Genomic DNA, 15,995 nt, shown 5'->3' with positions numbered 1-15,995 from the left:
GCTCCATCGACTAAGCGGCCACAGGCTCCGGCCGAACCACCCGCGCAGGCACCGCGCTGTCGAGCTGCCCGTGCAGCATCTCCCACCGCACGCGCGCCGACACGATGCTTTCTTCCTTCACATGCCCGAAGCCGCGGATCTGCTCGGGCAGGCGCGCCAGCGACAGGGCGGTGTCGAAGTCGATGCGCTCGAAGCGCGCGAGCAGGTCTTCGACCATCGCGCGGTAGTCGGCAACCAGCTGGCGCTCCATGCGGCGCTCGGCGGTCCGGCCGAACGGATCGAGCGCCGTGCCGCGCAGGCCGCGCAGCTTCGCGAGCACGCGGAAGGCGCCGAGCATCCACGGGCCGAAGCTGGTCTTGACCGCGCGGCCTTCGGCATCGCGACGGCCCAGCATCGGCGGTGCCAGGTGAAAGCGCAGCACCGGCTTGCCTTCGAACTGCTCGCCGAGCTTCTCCATGAAGCGCGGGTCGGCATACAGCCGCGCCACCTCGTACTCGTCCTTGTAGGCCATGAGCTTGAACAGGCCCGAGGCCACGGCCTTGGCCAGCACCGTGCTGCCGCGCGTGCGCTGTTCGGCCTCGCGCACGCGTTCGACGAGGTCCGCGTAGCTGCGCGCGTAGGCCGCGTTCTGGTACGCCGTGAGGAACGCGGTGCGGTCGGCCACCAGCGCTTCGAAGCTCTGGGGTTTCTGCAGCGACACCACCTGCGCCGGCGCGGCCTGGCGCGTGACGGCCGCGAGGTCGAGCGCTGCCTTGCGGCCCCAGCGGAACGCCGCCTGGTTGGCCTTCACGGCCACGCCGTTGATCTCGATGGCTTTGTCGAGCGCTTCGGCCGACAGCGGCACGAACCCCTTCTGGAACGCGAAGCCCAGCAGGAACAGGTTGGCCGCGATGGCGTCGCCCATGAGGCGCGTGGCCAGCTGCGTGGCGTCGATGAAGTCGGCGCGGCCTTCGACCGATTCCTCGATGAGCGCACGCACCTGCGCGGCGGGGAACTGCCAGTCGGGCTGCTGCGCGAAGTGCCCGGTCGGCTGTTCGAAGGTGTTGACCAGCGCGTAGGTGCGGCCCGGCCGCATGCGCGCGATGGCGTCGGGCGCGCCGGCCGTGAGCATGTCGCAGCCCAGGATCAGGTCGGCCTCGCCGGTGGGAATGCGCTGCGCCTTCAGCTGCGCCGCGTCGCGCGCGATGCGCACGTGCGACGTGACCGAGCCGTTCTTCTGCGACATGCCCGTCATGTCGAGCACGCTCACGCCCTTGCCCTCGAGGTGCGCCGCCATGCCGATCAGCGCGCCGATGGTGATCACGCCCGTGCCGCCGATGCCGGTGATGAGGATGTTGTGCATGCCTTCGAGCGCGAGCGGCACCGGTGCGGGCAGGGCGGGTTCCTCGGCGGCCTTCACGGCCACGGGTGCGTGCTTGCGCGGCTTCACGCCCTCGACCGTCACGAAGCTCGGGCAGAAGCCCTTGATGCACGACTCGTCGGCGTTGCACGCGCTCTGGTCCACGCTGCGCTTCAGGCCGAGGTCGGTTGGCTTGGGCAGCAGGGCGGTGCAGTTCGACTGCTCGCCACAGTCGCCGCAGCCTTCGCACACCGCGTCGTTGATGAACACGCGCCGCGCGGCGGGCGGGAACTCGCCCTTCTTGCGGCGGCGGCGCTTCTCGGCCGCGCACACCTGGTCGTAGATCAGCACCGACACGCCCTCGAAGCCGCGCAGCTCGCGCTGCACCGCGTCCATGTCGTCGCGGTGGTGCACGCTCAGCGCAAAGAGGCCGTCGCGGTCGGGCGGCAGCAGGCTGCGGTCGGCCCAGCGCGTCGGGTCCTCGGCCACCAGCGCGATGCGCTTCACACCTTCGGCCGCCACCTGGTGCGCGATGCGCGGCACGGTGATCGGCCCGTCGACCGGCTGGCCGCCCGTCATCGCGACCGCGTCGTTGTAGAGGATCTTGTAGGTGATGTTCACGCCCGCCGCCACGGCCGCGCGAATCGCCAGCGAACCCGAGTGGTAGTAGGTGCCGTCGCCCAGGTTCGCGAACACGTGCTTGCGCTTGGAGAACCACGCCTGCCCCAGCCACGGCGCGCCTTCGCCGCCCATGTGCGTGGTGGTGCGGTTGTGCTCGGGGTAGATGGCCGTGGCCATCACGTGGCAGCCGATGCCCGCGAGCGCGAGGCTGCCTTCGGGCACCTTGGTCGAGGTGTTGTGCGGGCAGCCCGCGCAGTACCAGGCCGGGCGCGAGGGCGTGGCCACGGCCTTGCCGAGCACCACGTCTTTCGCGTCGAGGATCGCCAGCCGCATGCGGATGCGGTCGCTGGTGTGAAAGCGCGCCACGCGCCCGGCGATGACGCGCGCGATCTGCGCCACCGAGAAGTCGGCCGTGGCCGGCAGAAGCCACTGGCCGCGCGGGTGCGCGCCCCATTCGCCCTGCTCGTCGAATTTGCCGATGACGCGCGGGCGCACGTTCTCGCGCCAGTTGTACAGGTGCTCCTTGAGCTGGTACTCGACGATCTGGCGCTTCTCCTCGACCACCAGGATCTCTTCGAGCCCGTCGGCAAACTCGCGGATCGAGTCGGGCTCCAGCGGCCAGGGCATCGACACCTTGAACAGCCGGATGCCGATGCGCGCGGCCTCGTCGGCGTCGATGCCGAGTTCTTCGAGCGCTTCGAGCACGTCGCGGTACGACTTGCCCGAGGCCACGATGCCCAGCCGCGCCTGCGGCGAATCGATGGTCACGCGGTTCAGGCGGTTCTCGCGCGCGTAGGCAATGGCGGCGTAGATCTTGTAGTCCTGCATCAGCGCTTCCTGCTTGCGCGCCTGCACGCCGAGCGTGTCGGTCGACAGACGCGCATGCACGCCGCCGGGCGGGAACACGAAGTCCTTCGGCAGGCGCGTGTGCACGTCGAGCGCGCCCGCGGCAATGGAGCCGGACGACTCCACCGTGTCGGCCAGCGCCTTGAAGCCGACCGGCAGGCCGGCAAAGCGCGACATCGCAAAGCCGTGCAGGCCCAGCTCGATGTATTCCTCCACGCTCTGCGGATAGAGCATCGGGATCATCGAGGCGGCGAACAGGTGATCGCTCTGATTGGGCAGGGTGGATGACGACGCGCCGTGATCGTCGCCCGCCACCAGCAGGATGCCGCCCTTGGGCGATGTGCCCGCGTGGCTCATGTGCTTGAACACGTCGCCGCAGCGGTCCACGCCGGGCGCCTTGCCGTACCACATGGCGAACACGCCATCGACCGCGCTCTCGCCGGTCAGGTGCACCTGCTGCGTGCCCCACACGGCGGTGGCGGCCAGCTCTTCGTTCACGCCGGGCAGGAACTTGACGGCGTTGGCTTCGAGCTGCGGCTGGGCTTTCCACAGCGCTTCGTCCAGGCCGCCGAGCGGCGAGCCGCGGTAGCCCGAGACAAAGCCCGCGGTGTTCAGGCCGGCCTGCTGGTCGCGCCATTTCTGCACGAGCATGAGGCGCACCAGCGCCTGGATACCGCTCAGGTAGATCCGGCCTTCGGTGGCCGTGTATTTGTCGTCCAGCGCAACGCTGGCGAGTTCGTGGGTTGCCATGAGAGAGAAGACTCCGGGTAGGACTCGTGGAATGCGGGCGTGGCCCCGGTAGAGGGCCGGCCCGCGAAACGCCTCGCCGGGGTTGCCGCCGAGACAGCGACGATTCTTTCGCACCTCGGACCGAAAGTGCTTCTTCGTTTCGACGGGGAAACCCGCATTCCGGAAGAACCATCGCCGCCGCCGTCGATTCGCCGAAAGGCCTTCGGCCACGCGGCCGCAACCGCACAGGCCCGACAATGTCCGCCCGATCGACCGAGAACCCGATGAGACCCGACCTGGATTCGCTGGCGCTGTTCCTGCGCGCCATTGAGCACGGCAGCCTGTCCAAGGCGGCCGCCGAGAGCCACATGGTGCTGTCGGCCGCGAGCCGGCGCCTGGCCATCCTCGAGAGCCAGCTCGGCGTGGGGCTGCTCAACCGCACCTCGAAGGGTGTGACGCCCACGGGCGCGGGCGAGTCGCTGGCGATGCATGCGCGCCAGATCCTGCGCGACGTGGACCGCATGCGCGCCGACCTGTCCGACTACGCGCAGGGCGCCACCGGCCGCGTGCGGCTGCATGCCAACGCGTCGGCGATGGGCCAGTTCCTGCCCGACGACGTGGCCAGCTTTCGGCTGCGCTACCCCGAGATCCGCGTGAGCGTGGAAGAGCACCGCAGCGTCTACATCGTGCAGGCGATTCGCGACCGCCAGGCCGATGTGGGCGTGATCACCAGCGAGGCGGTTGACCCGGCGCTGCACTTCATTCCGTACCGCACCGACCGGCTCGTGGCCATCGTGCGCCAGAAGCATCCGTGGCGCGGGCGCGAGGTGTCGTTCGAAGAACTGCTCGACTTCGATTTCGTGGGGCTCGAAGACGACTCGGCCATCTCCCGCACCATGGAAGACGCCGCGATGAGCGCACGCAAGGTGCTGCGCCTGCGTGTGCGCGTGAAGAGCTTCGAGGCCGTGTGCCGGATGATCGAAGCGGGGATGGGCGTGGGCATCCTGCCCGAGGGGGCGGCGGTGACCTACCGCAAGGAGATGAAGCTGCGCTTCATCAACCTCACCGATGCGTGGGCTTCACGCCGGATGTACCTGTGTACGCGGCAGGAGGCGTTGAGTTTTCCGCAGCGTCGGTTGGTGGACCATCTGCTGGCGCGGGGGATGCCGTAGGGCGCGGGCTCATTCGGAGCGACGCAGGAACACATGCATGGCGCGCTCGCCCGCCACCTGCCGTTCGCAGCGGTAGCCCAGCGCCGGCAGGTCCAGGCCTGCGAACAGCGCTTCCCCCTGGCCCAGCAGCACCGGCCGCAAGGCCAGGTGCAGTTCGTCGATCAGGCCGGCCTTCAGGTATTCGCGCACGGTGGCCACGCCACCGCCCACCCGCACGTCACGCCCACCCGCGGCGGCCCGTGCCTGCGCCAGCGCGTCGTGGATGCCGCCGGTGACGAAGTGGAAGGTGGTGCCGCCTTGCATCGTCAGTGGTGCGCGGGCATGGTGGGTCAGCACGAAGACCGGCACGTGGTAGGGAGGCTCGTCGCCCCACCAGCCCTTCCAGCTCTCGTCGGGCCAGGGACCGCGCACCGGCCCGAACATGTTGCGCCCGAGGATCCAGGCCCCCATATCGGCGAAGCCTTGCTCGGCCATCTCGTTGTCGATGCCGGTCTCGCCATTTGTCTCGCCTGTCTGAAGCATCTGCTGCCAGACGCGCGTAGGCATGAACCAGTCCATGAGTTCGGGGCCGCGAACGCCCAGCGGATGCGCCAGACTCTGGTCCGGGCCGGCCGCGAAGCCGTCGAGCGAAACACCGAAGCTGCGCACAAGCAATCGAGGCATGGGGTCGTCTCCTGCAAAAGCGGAGACGCAGTGTAGACCTTGCAACACCGTTGAAAGAGGAGCCGAAGGACATGACACTCAAGCGAATGGACAACATCCTGATCGTTGTCGACGATCTGGAAGCGGTGAAGGCGTTCTTTGTCGCGCTGGGCCTGACGCTCGAGGGCCAGACCACGGTGGAAGGGCCTGCTGTCGGCAGCCTCATCGGGCTGGGAGATGTCCGGGCCACCCTCGCCATGCTGCGAACGCCCGATGGGCAGGGAATCGAACTGGACAAGTTCCACACGCCGGATGCGGTCAGGTTCGGGCCTGTGAATGCACCGGTGAACACCTTGGGTCTTCGCCGCATCATGTTTGCCGTCGATGGCATCGATGCGGTCGTTGCGCGGATGCAAGCCCATGGCGCGGAACTCATCGGCCAGATGCAGTACGAGAGGTCGTACCGGCTCGCCTACATCCGGGGGCCTGAGGGCATCATCGTCGGGCTTGCCGAGCAGCTCGGCTGAGGCTCAAAAAAATGCCCCTGCCGCCCGGCAATCGGGCCACAGGGGCAAGTGGCGCATCAGCCTTTCAGCCGAGCACCTCGGTCACGATGCCTGCGCCGACGGTCTTGCCGCCTTCGCGCATCGCGAAGCGCATGCCGTTCTCGATGGCCACGGGCTTGTTCAGCTCGAAGCTGATCTGCGCCTGCGCGCCCGGCTCGACCATGCCGGTCTCGGTGTTGACGCGAATGACACCCGTCACGTCGGTCGTGCCGAAGAAGAACTGCGGCTGGTAGCCCGAGCCGAACGGGGTATGGCGACCACCTTCGTCCTTGCTGAGAACGAAGATCTGTGCGCGCCCCGTCCGGTACGGCTTCAGCGCACCGGGCTTCACGACCACCTGGCCTCGCACGACAGCGTCGCGCTTGACCCCGCGCAGCAGCAGGCCGACGTTCATGCCGGCCCGCGCCTCGGCGACGTCCTTGTGAAAGGACTGCACGCCGGTGACGACCACCTGCTCGTCGCCGTCCGCGCTGAGCCCGACGATCTCCAGGCTGTCACCCACGCGGATCACGCCGCGCTCCACACGGCCGCTGACCACGGTGCCGCGGCCCGCGATGGTGTGCACGCCCTCGACGGGCATCATGAACGGCGCGTCGTAGTCGCGCACCGGATCAGGAATGCACGCGTCCAGCGCATCCACGAGCTCGACGATGCATTGCACGTCCGACCCTTCGAGGTCGCCGCGTTCGGCGGTGGCCAGGGCCTTCAGTGCGCTGCCGAACACGAAGCGGGCCTCGTGGTAACCGTGCGCGGCCAGCAGCGCGCCGATCTCCATTTCGATCAGCTGCTCGATCTCCGCACGGTCACTCGCGGCAACGAGGTCCATCTTGTTCACGAACACCACCATGTGGCCGACGTTCACCTGGCGCGCCAGCAGCACGTGCTCGATGGTCTGCCGCGCGGCGCCTTCGGTGCCGTCCACCAGCAGGATCGCGCCGTCCATCTGCGAGGCGCCGGTGATCATGTTCTTGATGTAGTCGGCATGCCCGGGGCAGTCGATGTGTGCGTAGTGACGGCCGTCCGACTCGTACTCGACGTGCGAGGTATTGATCGTGATGCCGCGCTCGCGCTCTTCCTTCGCGTTGTCGATCTGTCCATAGGACAGCGCATCGCCGCCAAAGCGCGCGGCCTGCACGAAGGTCAGAGCAGCCGTCAGCGTCGTCTTGCCATGGTCGACGTGACCGATGGTTCCGACATTCACATGAACCTTCTTGTTCATCATGTTTCTCTCCAGTTTGAGATTGAAAAACCGACGCGATTCGCTGGCCAGGCGAAACGGTCGGCGGGTTGTCGGTGCGCGCGCACCAAACTCGCGGTGCCCGCCATGCGGGCAATAAAAAAGCCTGCCGGGGTGGACCACCCGACAGGCTTTTTTTCTTGCCTGAAGGATGGACCTCCAGGCGCACGAGGGCCTGAAGGCTCTACACGAACCACTCCACGGAGTTGACGCACAGCACTGCGCCGGCAGCGCGTGCGGCGGAAGAAAGAAGCTCTCGTTCGGGGCTCATGTCCAAATCTCCAGGTGGGCAAGCGGAAAACAAAAAACCCGGTGGCTTGAGGCCTACCGGGTCTTGTGAAACTCAGGAGGCCGAGCCTCCAGGTGGAAAGGCTCTAGGAACGCAATTCGGCAAAAAAGGCACGCAGCGAAGTCACCGCGGCTGCGCGGGTCATCGATGCATCTTGCGTGGTCAGGAACTGCTTCATGGGGCTCTCGTGCGGTTGGTGTTGGCCGCAACGCGATGGTTGATCTTTTGGGGGGAGCGCAGGCTAACACCGCGATGGCGATCCGGCAACAGGGGCGTTGCACGCATGCAGCAATGATTGCGCAGTGCTTCGTCGCAGATGTCGACAGGTCGCGTTCGTGGCGCTGTGGTGCAGGCCGATGCAGATGATGGCAGGTTGAATGACCGATTCTTCGCGAGGAACTGGGGAGCGGGAATGGCAGCAACGGGCCCGAAGCAGCTGTATGTCTTGCTCCGAAGCGGCCCTCGGAATCCGACCTGGCCGCGTCCATCTGCGTCAGCGTTGCAAACGCTTGTAGAAGCTGCGCAGGCGCGACAGGTGTGCAACAACATCCAGAACGCAGTGCGCAGCTGTCAGAGTTCACGTCTACCAGGTGGCGTGGGGCTGTCGTCGCGCGGCGTCTTTTGCCGGCGCGCAGGAAGAAGCGCGGGGCGAGGCGCCAACCCGTCCGTCAACGCCTGCGCTCTGCTTCTTGCTCTCAGTACAAATGAACTGGGTGGCTGCCGCCGGCGGTATTGCCCGGATGGGGCTCTGCAGGCTGCGAGACCGCCAGCGTGCCGCCGTCGGCCGAGAGCGCCAGGGAGACGGCGAACCCGGCACTGCCAGTGCTCGCGTCCGGGCCCTCCAGGCGGGCCTGTTGGGCCCAAGCCCCGCTCGTGCGCGTGTACACGTACGCCGCACCTGGGAGACGGAAGGTCAAGGACCCGGCGCGTGCGCAGTTCTCCCCGACCGCCAGCGTGGCGCCATCCGCCGACAGGGCCACGCCGCCCATGCCAAAGCACTGTTCGGCACTCGTGGCCGGGGGCTTGACATAGCCCTGCTGGGCCCAGCTGCCATCTGTTCGGCTGTACACATACACCGTGCCAACCAGACGCACGCTGGTGTTCCCCTGGTTGCCATCGATGCCGGTGGCGCTGCTGAGCTCGACGGGTGCCGCGACCGCCAGCATGGTGCCGTCAGCCGAGAGGGCAACACTCACGCCAAAAATCGCGCTGGCAGGGTCGGACGCCTTCACATAGGCCTGCTGGGTCCAGGTGCCGTTCGTACGGACGTACACGTACACCGCACCAGGGCGGGGCGTGCTGTTGTCCGGACCTGCGTACTCGCCGGGCTTGACGCCCGAGGTGCCGCTGTCCTCGAACGGCGCCCCGACCGCCAGCGTGGCGCCATCGGCGGAGAGCGCCAAGCTCAGTCCGAAGTGGTCCCCTGCATCGGTGTTCGAGGCCTTCACGTAGGCCTGCTGGACCCACGTGCCGTTGCGGTGCGCGTACAGGTACACCGCGCCTGCGTAGGGCGCACTGTTGTTGAGCTGGTCGCCGTCAACGCCGGTGGCGCCGCTCGCTTCAGAGTCCGCCCCGACCGCCAGCGTCGCGCCATCGGCGGAGAACGCCACGCTGTTGCCGAAGTGGCCGCCAGCCGTCCTCGCGCCTTTCACATAGGCTTGCTGGGCCCAGGCGCCATTCCGACGGGTATAGACGTACACCGCACCGGTGTCGGTCGCACTGTTGTCCGCTTGGCCGGCATCGATGCCGTAGGCGCTGCTGTCCTCGGCGGGCGCGCCGACCGCCAGCGTCGCGCCATCGGCTGAGAGCGCCACGCTCATTCCGAAGTTGTCCCCTGCATCGGTGTTCGAGGCTTTCACATAGGCCTGCTGGACCCAGGCGCCGTTCACGCGGGTGTACACGTACACCGCGCCGGCCCCCCGTGCGCTGTCGTTCGATTGGTCGCCTCCAATGCCGGTGGCGTTGCTCTCCTCCTGGGGCGCGCCGACTGCGAGCGTGGTGCCATCGCCTGACAGGGTCATGCTGATGCCGAACAGGTCGTCAACGCCGGCGTTGGACGCCTTGACGTGGCCGATGGCCTTGACCGGGTCGGGTACGAGCGCGGCCGACGCCGGCCCGCAGCCCGACGCGTTGCACGCCCGCACGGTGTAGCTGGCGTTCAGGCGCAGGTGCAGCGCCACGGTGTACTGCAGCGTGGTCACGCCCACGTTGGCGCCGACCTGGCTGGTATTCGCCGCACCGGCGCCGTCGGGGTCTTCCTGCAGTTGGTAGTAGCTTGCCCCTGCCACCGGGCTCCAGCTGAAGTCGTAGCGCTGGGCTGCATAGCCCACGGCCAGGTCGGCCGGCGCGCTGGCCGGCACGGGCACCGCCACGCCCTGGCAGCTCACGGCGACGTCGCTCACCGGCGCATCCGCCTGGCCCCGATCGTTGACCACCGCGCACAGCTGGCCCTCGGGTTGGGCGAAGACGGTGACCTGGTAGCGCGCGCCGCTGGCCACCGGCGTGGTGAAGCGGAAGGCGCCGTCGGCTGCGATGGTCAGGTCGTCGCCCGCGTTGTTCTGCAGCACGAGGCCGGGTGCCGCCAAGCCGCTGACCGTGCCGCCGATGGCATAGGTTGCAGTGGGCGGCGCTGTCGGTACAGTGCCTACAGTCGAGGAGGGTACGGCCCCAGTGGCTGAACCGCGATGGTCTCCACCGCCGCAGCTGGCGAGCAGCGTCGCCGTCAGCAGCGCGGCCGAGGTTGCCGAGCGCCGACCTTGCCAGCAGGTCCAGAGGCGGCGTGAGCAATGGGTGGCAAGGGCGGACGCTGCCAGCGCCTCGTTCCAGATATTGGACAGCGCAAGCCGAGGAAGAGAAAGGGACGAGCGCATGGGGGCCTTGATGGATGCAGACCGGCGCGATCCTAAGCACGCGCTGGTGGGAGCGCATTGGACTAAAGTCTCATGCCCACCGCCGTTTCTGCCCGTTCGCCAACAGCGAAGCCTTACCAGGGGATGCTTCGCCCGCTCAAGAATTTCTTTGGCTCTCGAGAAAACGTCGGCTTTGAAGCGCTGCCAAGGTCGGCTCAGGGCCCACTGCGGTCTTCCGACATTGTCCAAAGCTGCCGGTCGTCGCGCCACTAAGAGACATCTCCTTCCACGCATTGTCTAGCCAGGCACGCTGAATAAAACCCAACCATGTCCGCCGCTGTAGTCCCACGCCCCCAGTGCACCGCTTGCCTGCGCCCGCTCAGCGCCTGCATTTGCCGCTGGGTCGCGCCCACTGCCCACACGGTGGAGGTACTAGTGCTGCAGCACCCGTTGGAGGTACACCAGGCCAAAGGCAGTGCCCGCCTGCTGCACCTCAGCTTGGCGCACTGCCGCTTGGTGGTGGGTGAGGCATTTGCCGTACCCGTCTGGCCGGAGGACGGCAAGCACACGCTGCTGCTGTACCCGGACAGTCTGCAAGATACCGCCCCGGACCTGCGAGTCCCACCCCCGCTACCGCCCGAGTGGCCGCAAGCCCCGTCGCGCCTGCGCCTGGTCGTGCTGGACGGCACCTGGCGCAAAAGCCGAAAGATGCTCTACCAAAGCCCGCCACTGCAACAGTTGCCCCGCTTGGCCCTGCACAACCTGCCGCCTTCGCACTACCGTATCCGCAAAGCCCATGGGCCCGACCAACTGTCCACGCTGGAGGCGACCTGCTCCGCCTTGTGCCAACTGGAAGGCGGTGCGGCGCGGTTCCAGCCCTTGTTGAATGCCTTCGACGGGTTTGTCGAGTACTTGGAGCAGGCTGGCGGGCAGCGAAACGCGCAAACCGACAAGTCCTGCCCTCGATCAAGGGATACAGGGTTCATTTAAGCGACCAGGTGAATGGCCGGTTTTGGCCGACTGTAGCCGGCTACAGCCGATCAGCCGGCTAGATTCCCGTCAGTCGCATCGCAAAGCCATTGCTCAAACCATTCGACCGGCATGCGCACCTGCTCAAACGAGCCAGTGCGAAGTTCCTGGAACGAGTACGTGTTGGTAAGAAATAGGTCCCACTGGGTGTCCACAGCAGTGAGGATGGGGAGTAGCCGCTCGACGTCGGGGGGAGCATCCACCTCCAGGTACTGACACCAGAATTGGTCACACCACTCCGCAATTTTCTCGTGCGAATATGGTGAGCCCGTGGACAGCGCACCCCAACGTAGCATCTGAACGGCTGCCGCGACGGTGAACGGCATATCAACGGGTGCATGTGATGGTGTGCTCATTTGAAGGCTTCGCGCGAATGTCCGGTCGTGGCCGACTGGCGCCAGCAGCATGCTACCTTCCGGACCGATACGGCTCGTTGGAATCACAGATGGACGTACATCAGCCTCGCCGCCCGCACCGACCCGGTTGGCTGCCCGTTGTCGACGCCGCGCGTTGCACGGGCTGCGGCTGGTGCGTCGCCGCGTGCGACCTTCACCTTCTCAGTCTCGAAGTCGAGCAATGGAAGAAGTTGTCGACGCTTCAAGACGCGGATCGGTGCACGGGCTGCAGCGATTGCGCAGTGACTTGCCCTTTTCATGCGATCACCATGCGAAAGGGCTGAAACGCCCTCGCCGCCCAGGCACTCCGCAGACCCGGGCGCGTGAGCCGGATGGCCGCGGGTGTCATGCCCCGTTCGACCATCCCGAAGAAGTCCCTTCCCGAGGCCTCTCACCTCAGGTCAGCTTTTGGACTTTGCGTATTCCTCCGCGCTCATCATCTCCAGGCCGACGAACGGCGCGTTGCCTTCGACCCATGCGTCGTGACCCGGCGGAATGGTGTACGACATGCCTTGCTCGATGACGGTCTGCGAGCCGTCATTCATTTGCACGGTGATCCGGCCGGACACCGCGTACCCGACGTGAGCCACCTGGCAACTGTCCGTGCCCACGACCGGCTTGATGCACTTCGACCAGCGCCATCCGGGCTCGAACTTGAAGCGTCCGAGCGTGTAGCCCTCGAGGCGGACCACTTCGACGCGGGTCTTTTCGGGCGCTCGAACCTCATCCGGTTCGTCATGGGATTTCGTCTGAAGCTTGCTGACGTTCATCGGGCTTGCCATCGCGACTCTCCTTGCGGCACGAGTGAGCAGACAGTCCGCGGCAGTCTCGTGCCGAACCGCACGTGAACGATGGAATGGTAGTCCTGGGTCACGCTGGCGATGACCTGTTGCTTGCACGGCAGTGCCGCTCTTGCAGCAGGTTTCATGTGGCAGTTTGCGTAAGCCGGGTTACAGAGAATCTTCGTCCACCACCAGCGACAAGACGGACCAGCGCAGTCGCTGGCCCAGTTCGATTCGCGCTCCCGGTGCAGTACCCAGCGGCGTCCGTCGCGCAGGAAGCTCCATCGCAGCCCGCCTCGCAGAGGTACCTCGCTCACGGTGAAGCTCGCGGGCATGCGCACGCGCTGGACCAGGTCGGCCAGTTTGCTGGCCAGCGCGGGGCTGTCGACGATCAGGCCCAGCTCCGTGCTGCAGTTGGAACGCGGCGCCACCGGGCATTGGCGGATCGGCGTCACCTTCGACCTGGACGAGGGGCTCACGCAGTGCCTTCGCGCGAAATCGGCAGGCCGTTTACAGCCACCGTACGCACGACACAGCGCCATACAAGCCACTGCACCGTTGCCCTCACAGTGCTCTGCCGCCGTCGCCGGCGCCGTTGCCACGGAGTTGGCGCAGGCCACCCCACAACGCCCTTCGGCCACCTTGCCGAGGGGCCCTCGGAGCACAAGCCGTGTCGTCGCAGAAAAAGAACGCCGCCTTCCTCGTCTCGACCTCGGGCCACCGCCTCCGGCGTGGCCGTGGCGCGCAGGAAGCAGCAGGCCTCGTTCGCGTACGCCGGCCGGATCTGGCGCGCAGAAAAGTAGCGCTTTTTAGTTAATGCCATGTAACGCCATCGGGCGTTACCGACAGGCCAACCAGGCGCTTGGACGCACGCGCACGGCTGAACGCATGCCGGCTGCGCGACGTCAGAGGGGCATGTCATGTTCACCCGTTACGCCATCCGCGCGCTGCTGTGCATCGCCGCCGTGCCCGCCATCTCCGAGGAGCCCGCACCCATCCATGGCCGCGTGTTCCTCAGCAAAGCCGAGGTCGAGAGCACCTTGATCGGCAAGCCCATCGTCTCGAGCAATCTGTCGACCGGCATGGTCTCGCGCTGGCAGTTCCATCCGGATGGCCGCGTCGACTTCGTCAACCAGAGTGGGCCCGGCAAGGCGTCGGGCAAGTGGGTTTTCAACGCCGACGGCGCGATGTGCGTGACGATGATTGCTCGAACCGGATGCCGCTACTGGTTCAGGAACGAAAAAGACGGTGCCATTGCGAATGCCAGGACCAGGGAGCCGAATGCGCCGACCGTGGCCGAGATACGGTTCGAGTGATGGTGCGGGACAGTGCCCTCAGCGCCCTCAACGCGCCGGTGATGAAAGCGCACGCATCCAGCGTTCGCGCTCTTCGTCTTCCAGCGCCAGCAGGCGCTCCGGCGAACCGCCGCCGCCGACCACGCGAAGGTCTTGCAGCTGCTTGCGCACCTCGGGCGTGGCAAGCACCTGGGCCACGGCTTCCTGCAGGGTGCGATTGGATGCGGCCTCCGAATTCGCGGGCGCCCAGAGGCTGAAGTGGTCGTAGGTCGTGTAGCCGGCCAAGGGCGCGCTCGAGCCCAGCGTCGGCCACGGCACACCCTCGAAGCTTTGCGGGTGCGCCGGGTCGGCGGTGGTGCCCAGCACACGCAACTGGCCGCGCCGCACGGCGACCGCCACGCCGTTCACGGGCGCGAACAGCAGGTCCACCGCATGTTCCTTGGTGATGACGTCCGAGTCGGGGTACATGCCCTTGAAGACCACGCGCTGCACGTCGACGCCGCTCGCTGCGCGGAACTGGCCGAAGGCGAGGTGGCCCGTCCAGCCGTCGTCGCCCGTGCCGATGCGCAGGCTGCCCGGGTGGGCCCGTGCGTAGGCCAGCAGGTCGTCCGTGCTGCGGATGCCCAGTGTGTCGGCCTTCGTGCTGTCGATGGCCAGCACCAGAGGCTCCGATGCCAGCAGCGTGACGGGGCGAAGGGAATGCATCAGCGCATCGATCGGCGCGGGCTGGTGCACGCCCTCGATGCCTCCGCGCGGCAGCCGCAACGCCGCGAGCAGGACCTTCTCGTTGCCGCCCTCCGTCATCAGCCGGCGATAGTCGGCCTCGGTGGCTGTCGGCACGTGATCGACCTGCACGCTGCGTCCCAGCAGGGTGGGCAAGTGGCTGGCCAGCATCTCGGCATAGTGGCCGCTGCGGCCACCGGGCGGAACCAGCACGGTGACGTGCAGCGCGGGCTGCGGCACGGCGGCAAGCCATTGCCCTGCATCGTTCATCAGGCCATAGCGTATTTCCCACGCGCCGCCCGTGGACGTGTTGCGCACCAGGGCTTCGGCCACCCAATGGCGACCCACGCGGTGGAACTGCCGGATGATCGGCCGTTCGTCTTGCCACCCGGGCGGCCGCCAGTCCTCTGGGAACGCACCCGAGACGACAGCGTAGCCATGACGGAACCGGCGCGCCGATTCGAACTGCGGCGCGATCGCCCATTGGCCCCGCGCGTTCTGGTAGCCCCATCGGCCGGTGGCCGCATCCTTGACCGGCCGCAGCGCGGCGCCGGCATTGCTGCTGCCATGCAGTCGTTGCCAGCGACACACCTGCGGCGTGCCGGCGTTGCGCTGGAGGTCCAGCCCGTCGGCGGTGCACAGCTGGATCCGCCGCTGGGCTGTGGCATCGGGCCGCTCGCCGAAGATGAACGGAATCACCATGCGTCCGCGCGCGTCGATCAGGCCCGAGCCGGTGGAGCCAGGCGTCACCATCTGCCGCTTGTAGTCCATCCACCGTGCCGTGGTGATGTCCCGCGGCGGGGCGGGGGGGCGCCACTGTCCCCGTGCATCGCGCAAGCCGGGCTGTGCGAACACCGTGTCCACCTGCAGCTCGGAAGGCACGGGCCTGGACCCATCGGGCATCAGGTAGGAGAGGGCGGCGGGGGAGTCGAGGGAGATCGTGTCCTTGCCATCGCAACTCACGGGCGGAACGGCCCACTGGCCTTGCGCATCGATGCGCCCGTTGGCCGTGGTGGTGCGCAGCCCGCCGCCGGGCTTTCGCTCCACCAGCCACACCCGGTGCAGCGGCTGCAGTGCGGGATTGACGGAGATGTATTCCTGCCGCACGACCTGCCAGCGTCCGTCGCAGAAGCTGCGCGCCGTCGGCGAAAGGAAAAGCACGCGCCCGTCGAGGCCGTCGAACAACGCGGGGGCGCGCTCGCTGTGCTTGCCCGGATTCAGGCTCAGCCAACGCGCCCGTTCGATCAGGTTGGGGGCGATGCCGATGGTGAAGGTGAAGATGTCTTCCCATGGTGGCGCCTGTGCATCCACTGGCTGCAGTTGCCAGGTCGGCTGCATCGGCAACGCGCGTTCCGGGTTGGCGTACAGCGCCTGGTAGGTCGGTGGTGCGGCGCGGGCCGGACCGAGAGCGATGCCGAGCCACAGCAGGGCGGCAAAGAGGCGCAGCCGCTTCATCGGGTGAGCGAGAAACAGGGGTTCAG

The 15,995-nt window shown here is 67.2% G+C and carries 13 protein-coding genes; 5 read left to right on the top strand and 8 right to left on the bottom strand.

The window, feature by feature from the left end; genetic code table 11:
* Positions 1 to 10 precede the first annotated feature (10 nt).
* Positions 11 to 3,556 (bottom strand): indolepyruvate ferredoxin oxidoreductase family protein, encoded by a 3,546-nt coding sequence (locus FFI97_RS14785; RefSeq protein ID WP_139702737.1) that lies wholly within the window; start codon positions 3,554 to 3,556, stop codon positions 11 to 13.
* 236 nt (positions 3,557 to 3,792) lie between these two features.
* Between FFI97_RS14785 and FFI97_RS14780 the strand changes: the two genes are divergently transcribed.
* Positions 3,793 to 4,707 (top strand): LysR family transcriptional regulator, encoded by a 915-nt coding sequence (locus tag FFI97_RS14780; RefSeq protein WP_260685001.1) that lies wholly within the window; start codon positions 3,793 to 3,795, stop codon positions 4,705 to 4,707.
* A 9-nt stretch (positions 4,708 to 4,716) separates the two neighbouring features.
* Here FFI97_RS14780 and FFI97_RS14775 read toward each other — a convergent pair whose 3' ends face one another.
* Entirely contained in the window at positions 4,717 to 5,370 is a 654-nt protein-coding gene (locus FFI97_RS14775; RefSeq protein WP_139702736.1) for a dihydrofolate reductase family protein, read from the bottom strand.
* A 71-nt stretch (positions 5,371 to 5,441) separates the two neighbouring features.
* On the opposite strand from FFI97_RS14775, the gene FFI97_RS14770 reads away from it, so the two are divergent.
* Positions 5,442 to 5,876: a VOC family protein gene (locus tag FFI97_RS14770; RefSeq protein ID WP_139702735.1), complete on the top strand. Its 435-nt coding sequence runs from the start codon at positions 5,442 to 5,444 to the stop codon at positions 5,874 to 5,876.
* Positions 5,877 to 5,940: 64 nt separating this feature from the next.
* Here the strand turns inward: FFI97_RS14770 and tuf are convergent, their stop codons facing one another.
* Complete coding sequence (tuf, locus tag FFI97_RS14765; protein ID WP_139702734.1) at positions 5,941 to 7,137, bottom strand: elongation factor Tu; 1,197 nt, start codon at positions 7,135 to 7,137, stop codon at positions 5,941 to 5,943.
* Between the two features lie 999 nt (positions 7,138 to 8,136).
* Positions 8,137 to 10,026: an FG-GAP repeat protein gene (locus tag FFI97_RS14760; protein ID WP_139702733.1), complete on the bottom strand. Its 1,890-nt coding sequence runs from the start codon at positions 10,024 to 10,026 to the stop codon at positions 8,137 to 8,139.
* Between the two features lie 591 nt (positions 10,027 to 10,617).
* Here FFI97_RS14760 and FFI97_RS14755 point away from each other — a divergent pair.
* Positions 10,618 to 11,280: a tRNA-uridine aminocarboxypropyltransferase gene (locus FFI97_RS14755; RefSeq protein ID WP_062472152.1), complete on the top strand. Its 663-nt coding sequence runs from the start codon at positions 10,618 to 10,620 to the stop codon at positions 11,278 to 11,280.
* 50 nt (positions 11,281 to 11,330) lie between these two features.
* Here the strand turns inward: FFI97_RS14755 and FFI97_RS14750 are convergent, their stop codons facing one another.
* The gene (locus tag FFI97_RS14750) at positions 11,331 to 11,726 is read right to left on the bottom strand and encodes a hypothetical protein (protein ID WP_221937673.1); all 396 of its coding nucleotides are present in this window, start codon (positions 11,724 to 11,726) and stop codon (positions 11,331 to 11,333) included.
* Here FFI97_RS14750 and FFI97_RS14745 point away from each other — a divergent pair.
* Complete coding sequence (locus FFI97_RS14745) at positions 11,663 to 11,998, top strand: ATP-binding protein (RefSeq protein ID WP_390350013.1); 336 nt, start codon at positions 11,663 to 11,665, stop codon at positions 11,996 to 11,998. The genes FFI97_RS14750 and FFI97_RS14745 overlap by 64 nt on opposite strands.
* A gap of 117 nt (positions 11,999 to 12,115) precedes the next feature.
* Here FFI97_RS14745 and FFI97_RS14740 read toward each other — a convergent pair whose 3' ends face one another.
* Both FFI97_RS14740 and FFI97_RS14735 read right to left on the bottom strand, forming a co-directional pair.
* Positions 12,116 to 12,496, bottom strand: a complete 381-nt coding sequence (locus FFI97_RS14740; RefSeq protein WP_139702732.1) for a cupin domain-containing protein — start codon at positions 12,494 to 12,496, stop codon at positions 12,116 to 12,118.
* Positions 12,481 to 12,951: a hypothetical protein gene (locus FFI97_RS14735; protein ID WP_139702731.1), complete on the bottom strand. Its 471-nt coding sequence runs from the start codon at positions 12,949 to 12,951 to the stop codon at positions 12,481 to 12,483. The genes FFI97_RS14740 and FFI97_RS14735 overlap by 16 nt, the downstream gene beginning before the upstream one ends.
* 465 nt (positions 12,952 to 13,416) lie before the next feature.
* On the opposite strand from FFI97_RS14735, the gene FFI97_RS14730 reads away from it, so the two are divergent.
* Positions 13,417 to 13,812 carry a hypothetical protein gene (locus FFI97_RS14730; protein ID WP_139702730.1) on the top strand — a complete coding sequence of 132 codons (396 nt, stop codon included), beginning with the start codon at positions 13,417 to 13,419 and terminating at the stop codon, positions 13,810 to 13,812.
* Between the two features lie 27 nt (positions 13,813 to 13,839).
* On the opposite strand, the gene FFI97_RS14725 is transcribed toward FFI97_RS14730, so the two are convergent.
* Entirely contained in the window at positions 13,840 to 15,969 is a 2,130-nt protein-coding gene (locus tag FFI97_RS14725) for a tripartite tricarboxylate transporter substrate-binding protein (protein WP_139702729.1), read from the bottom strand.
* Positions 15,970 to 15,995: the final 26 nt, after the last annotated feature.

Origin of the sequence: Variovorax sp. KBS0712 (assembly GCF_006323185.2) — a bacterium.
GTDB classification, from domain to species: Bacteria; Pseudomonadota; Gammaproteobacteria; order Burkholderiales; family Burkholderiaceae_C; genus Variovorax; species Variovorax boronicumulans.
Note: the sequence above shows the minus strand (reverse complement) of the source record. Positions and strands in the feature narration are given on the sequence as shown.

Coding starts and splice junctions, on each gene's coding strand:
- FFI97_RS14785 (WP_139702737.1), bottom strand. CDS start 3,556: ATGGCAACCCACGAACTCGCCAGCGTTGCGCTGGACGACAAATACACG.
- FFI97_RS14780 (WP_260685001.1), top strand. CDS start 3,793: ATGTCCGCCCGATCGACCGAGAACCCGATGAGACCCGACCTGGATTCG.
- FFI97_RS14775 (WP_139702736.1), bottom strand. CDS start 5,370: ATGCCTCGATTGCTTGTGCGCAGCTTCGGTGTTTCGCTCGACGGCTTC.
- FFI97_RS14770 (WP_139702735.1), top strand. CDS start 5,442: ATGACACTCAAGCGAATGGACAACATCCTGATCGTTGTCGACGATCTG.
- tuf (WP_139702734.1), bottom strand. CDS start 7,137: ATGATGAACAAGAAGGTTCATGTGAATGTCGGAACCATCGGTCACGTC.
- FFI97_RS14755 (WP_062472152.1), top strand. CDS start 10,618: ATGTCCGCCGCTGTAGTCCCACGCCCCCAGTGCACCGCTTGCCTGCGC.
- FFI97_RS14745 (WP_390350013.1), top strand. CDS start 11,663: ATGGTGTGCTCATTTGAAGGCTTCGCGCGAATGTCCGGTCGTGGCCGA.
- FFI97_RS14750 (WP_221937673.1), bottom strand. CDS start 11,726: ATGCTGCTGGCGCCAGTCGGCCACGACCGGACATTCGCGCGAAGCCTT.
- FFI97_RS14740 (WP_139702732.1), bottom strand. CDS start 12,496: ATGGCAAGCCCGATGAACGTCAGCAAGCTTCAGACGAAATCCCATGAC.
- FFI97_RS14730 (WP_139702730.1), top strand. CDS start 13,417: ATGTTCACCCGTTACGCCATCCGCGCGCTGCTGTGCATCGCCGCCGTG.
- FFI97_RS14725 (WP_139702729.1), bottom strand. CDS start 15,969: ATGAAGCGGCTGCGCCTCTTTGCCGCCCTGCTGTGGCTCGGCATCGCT.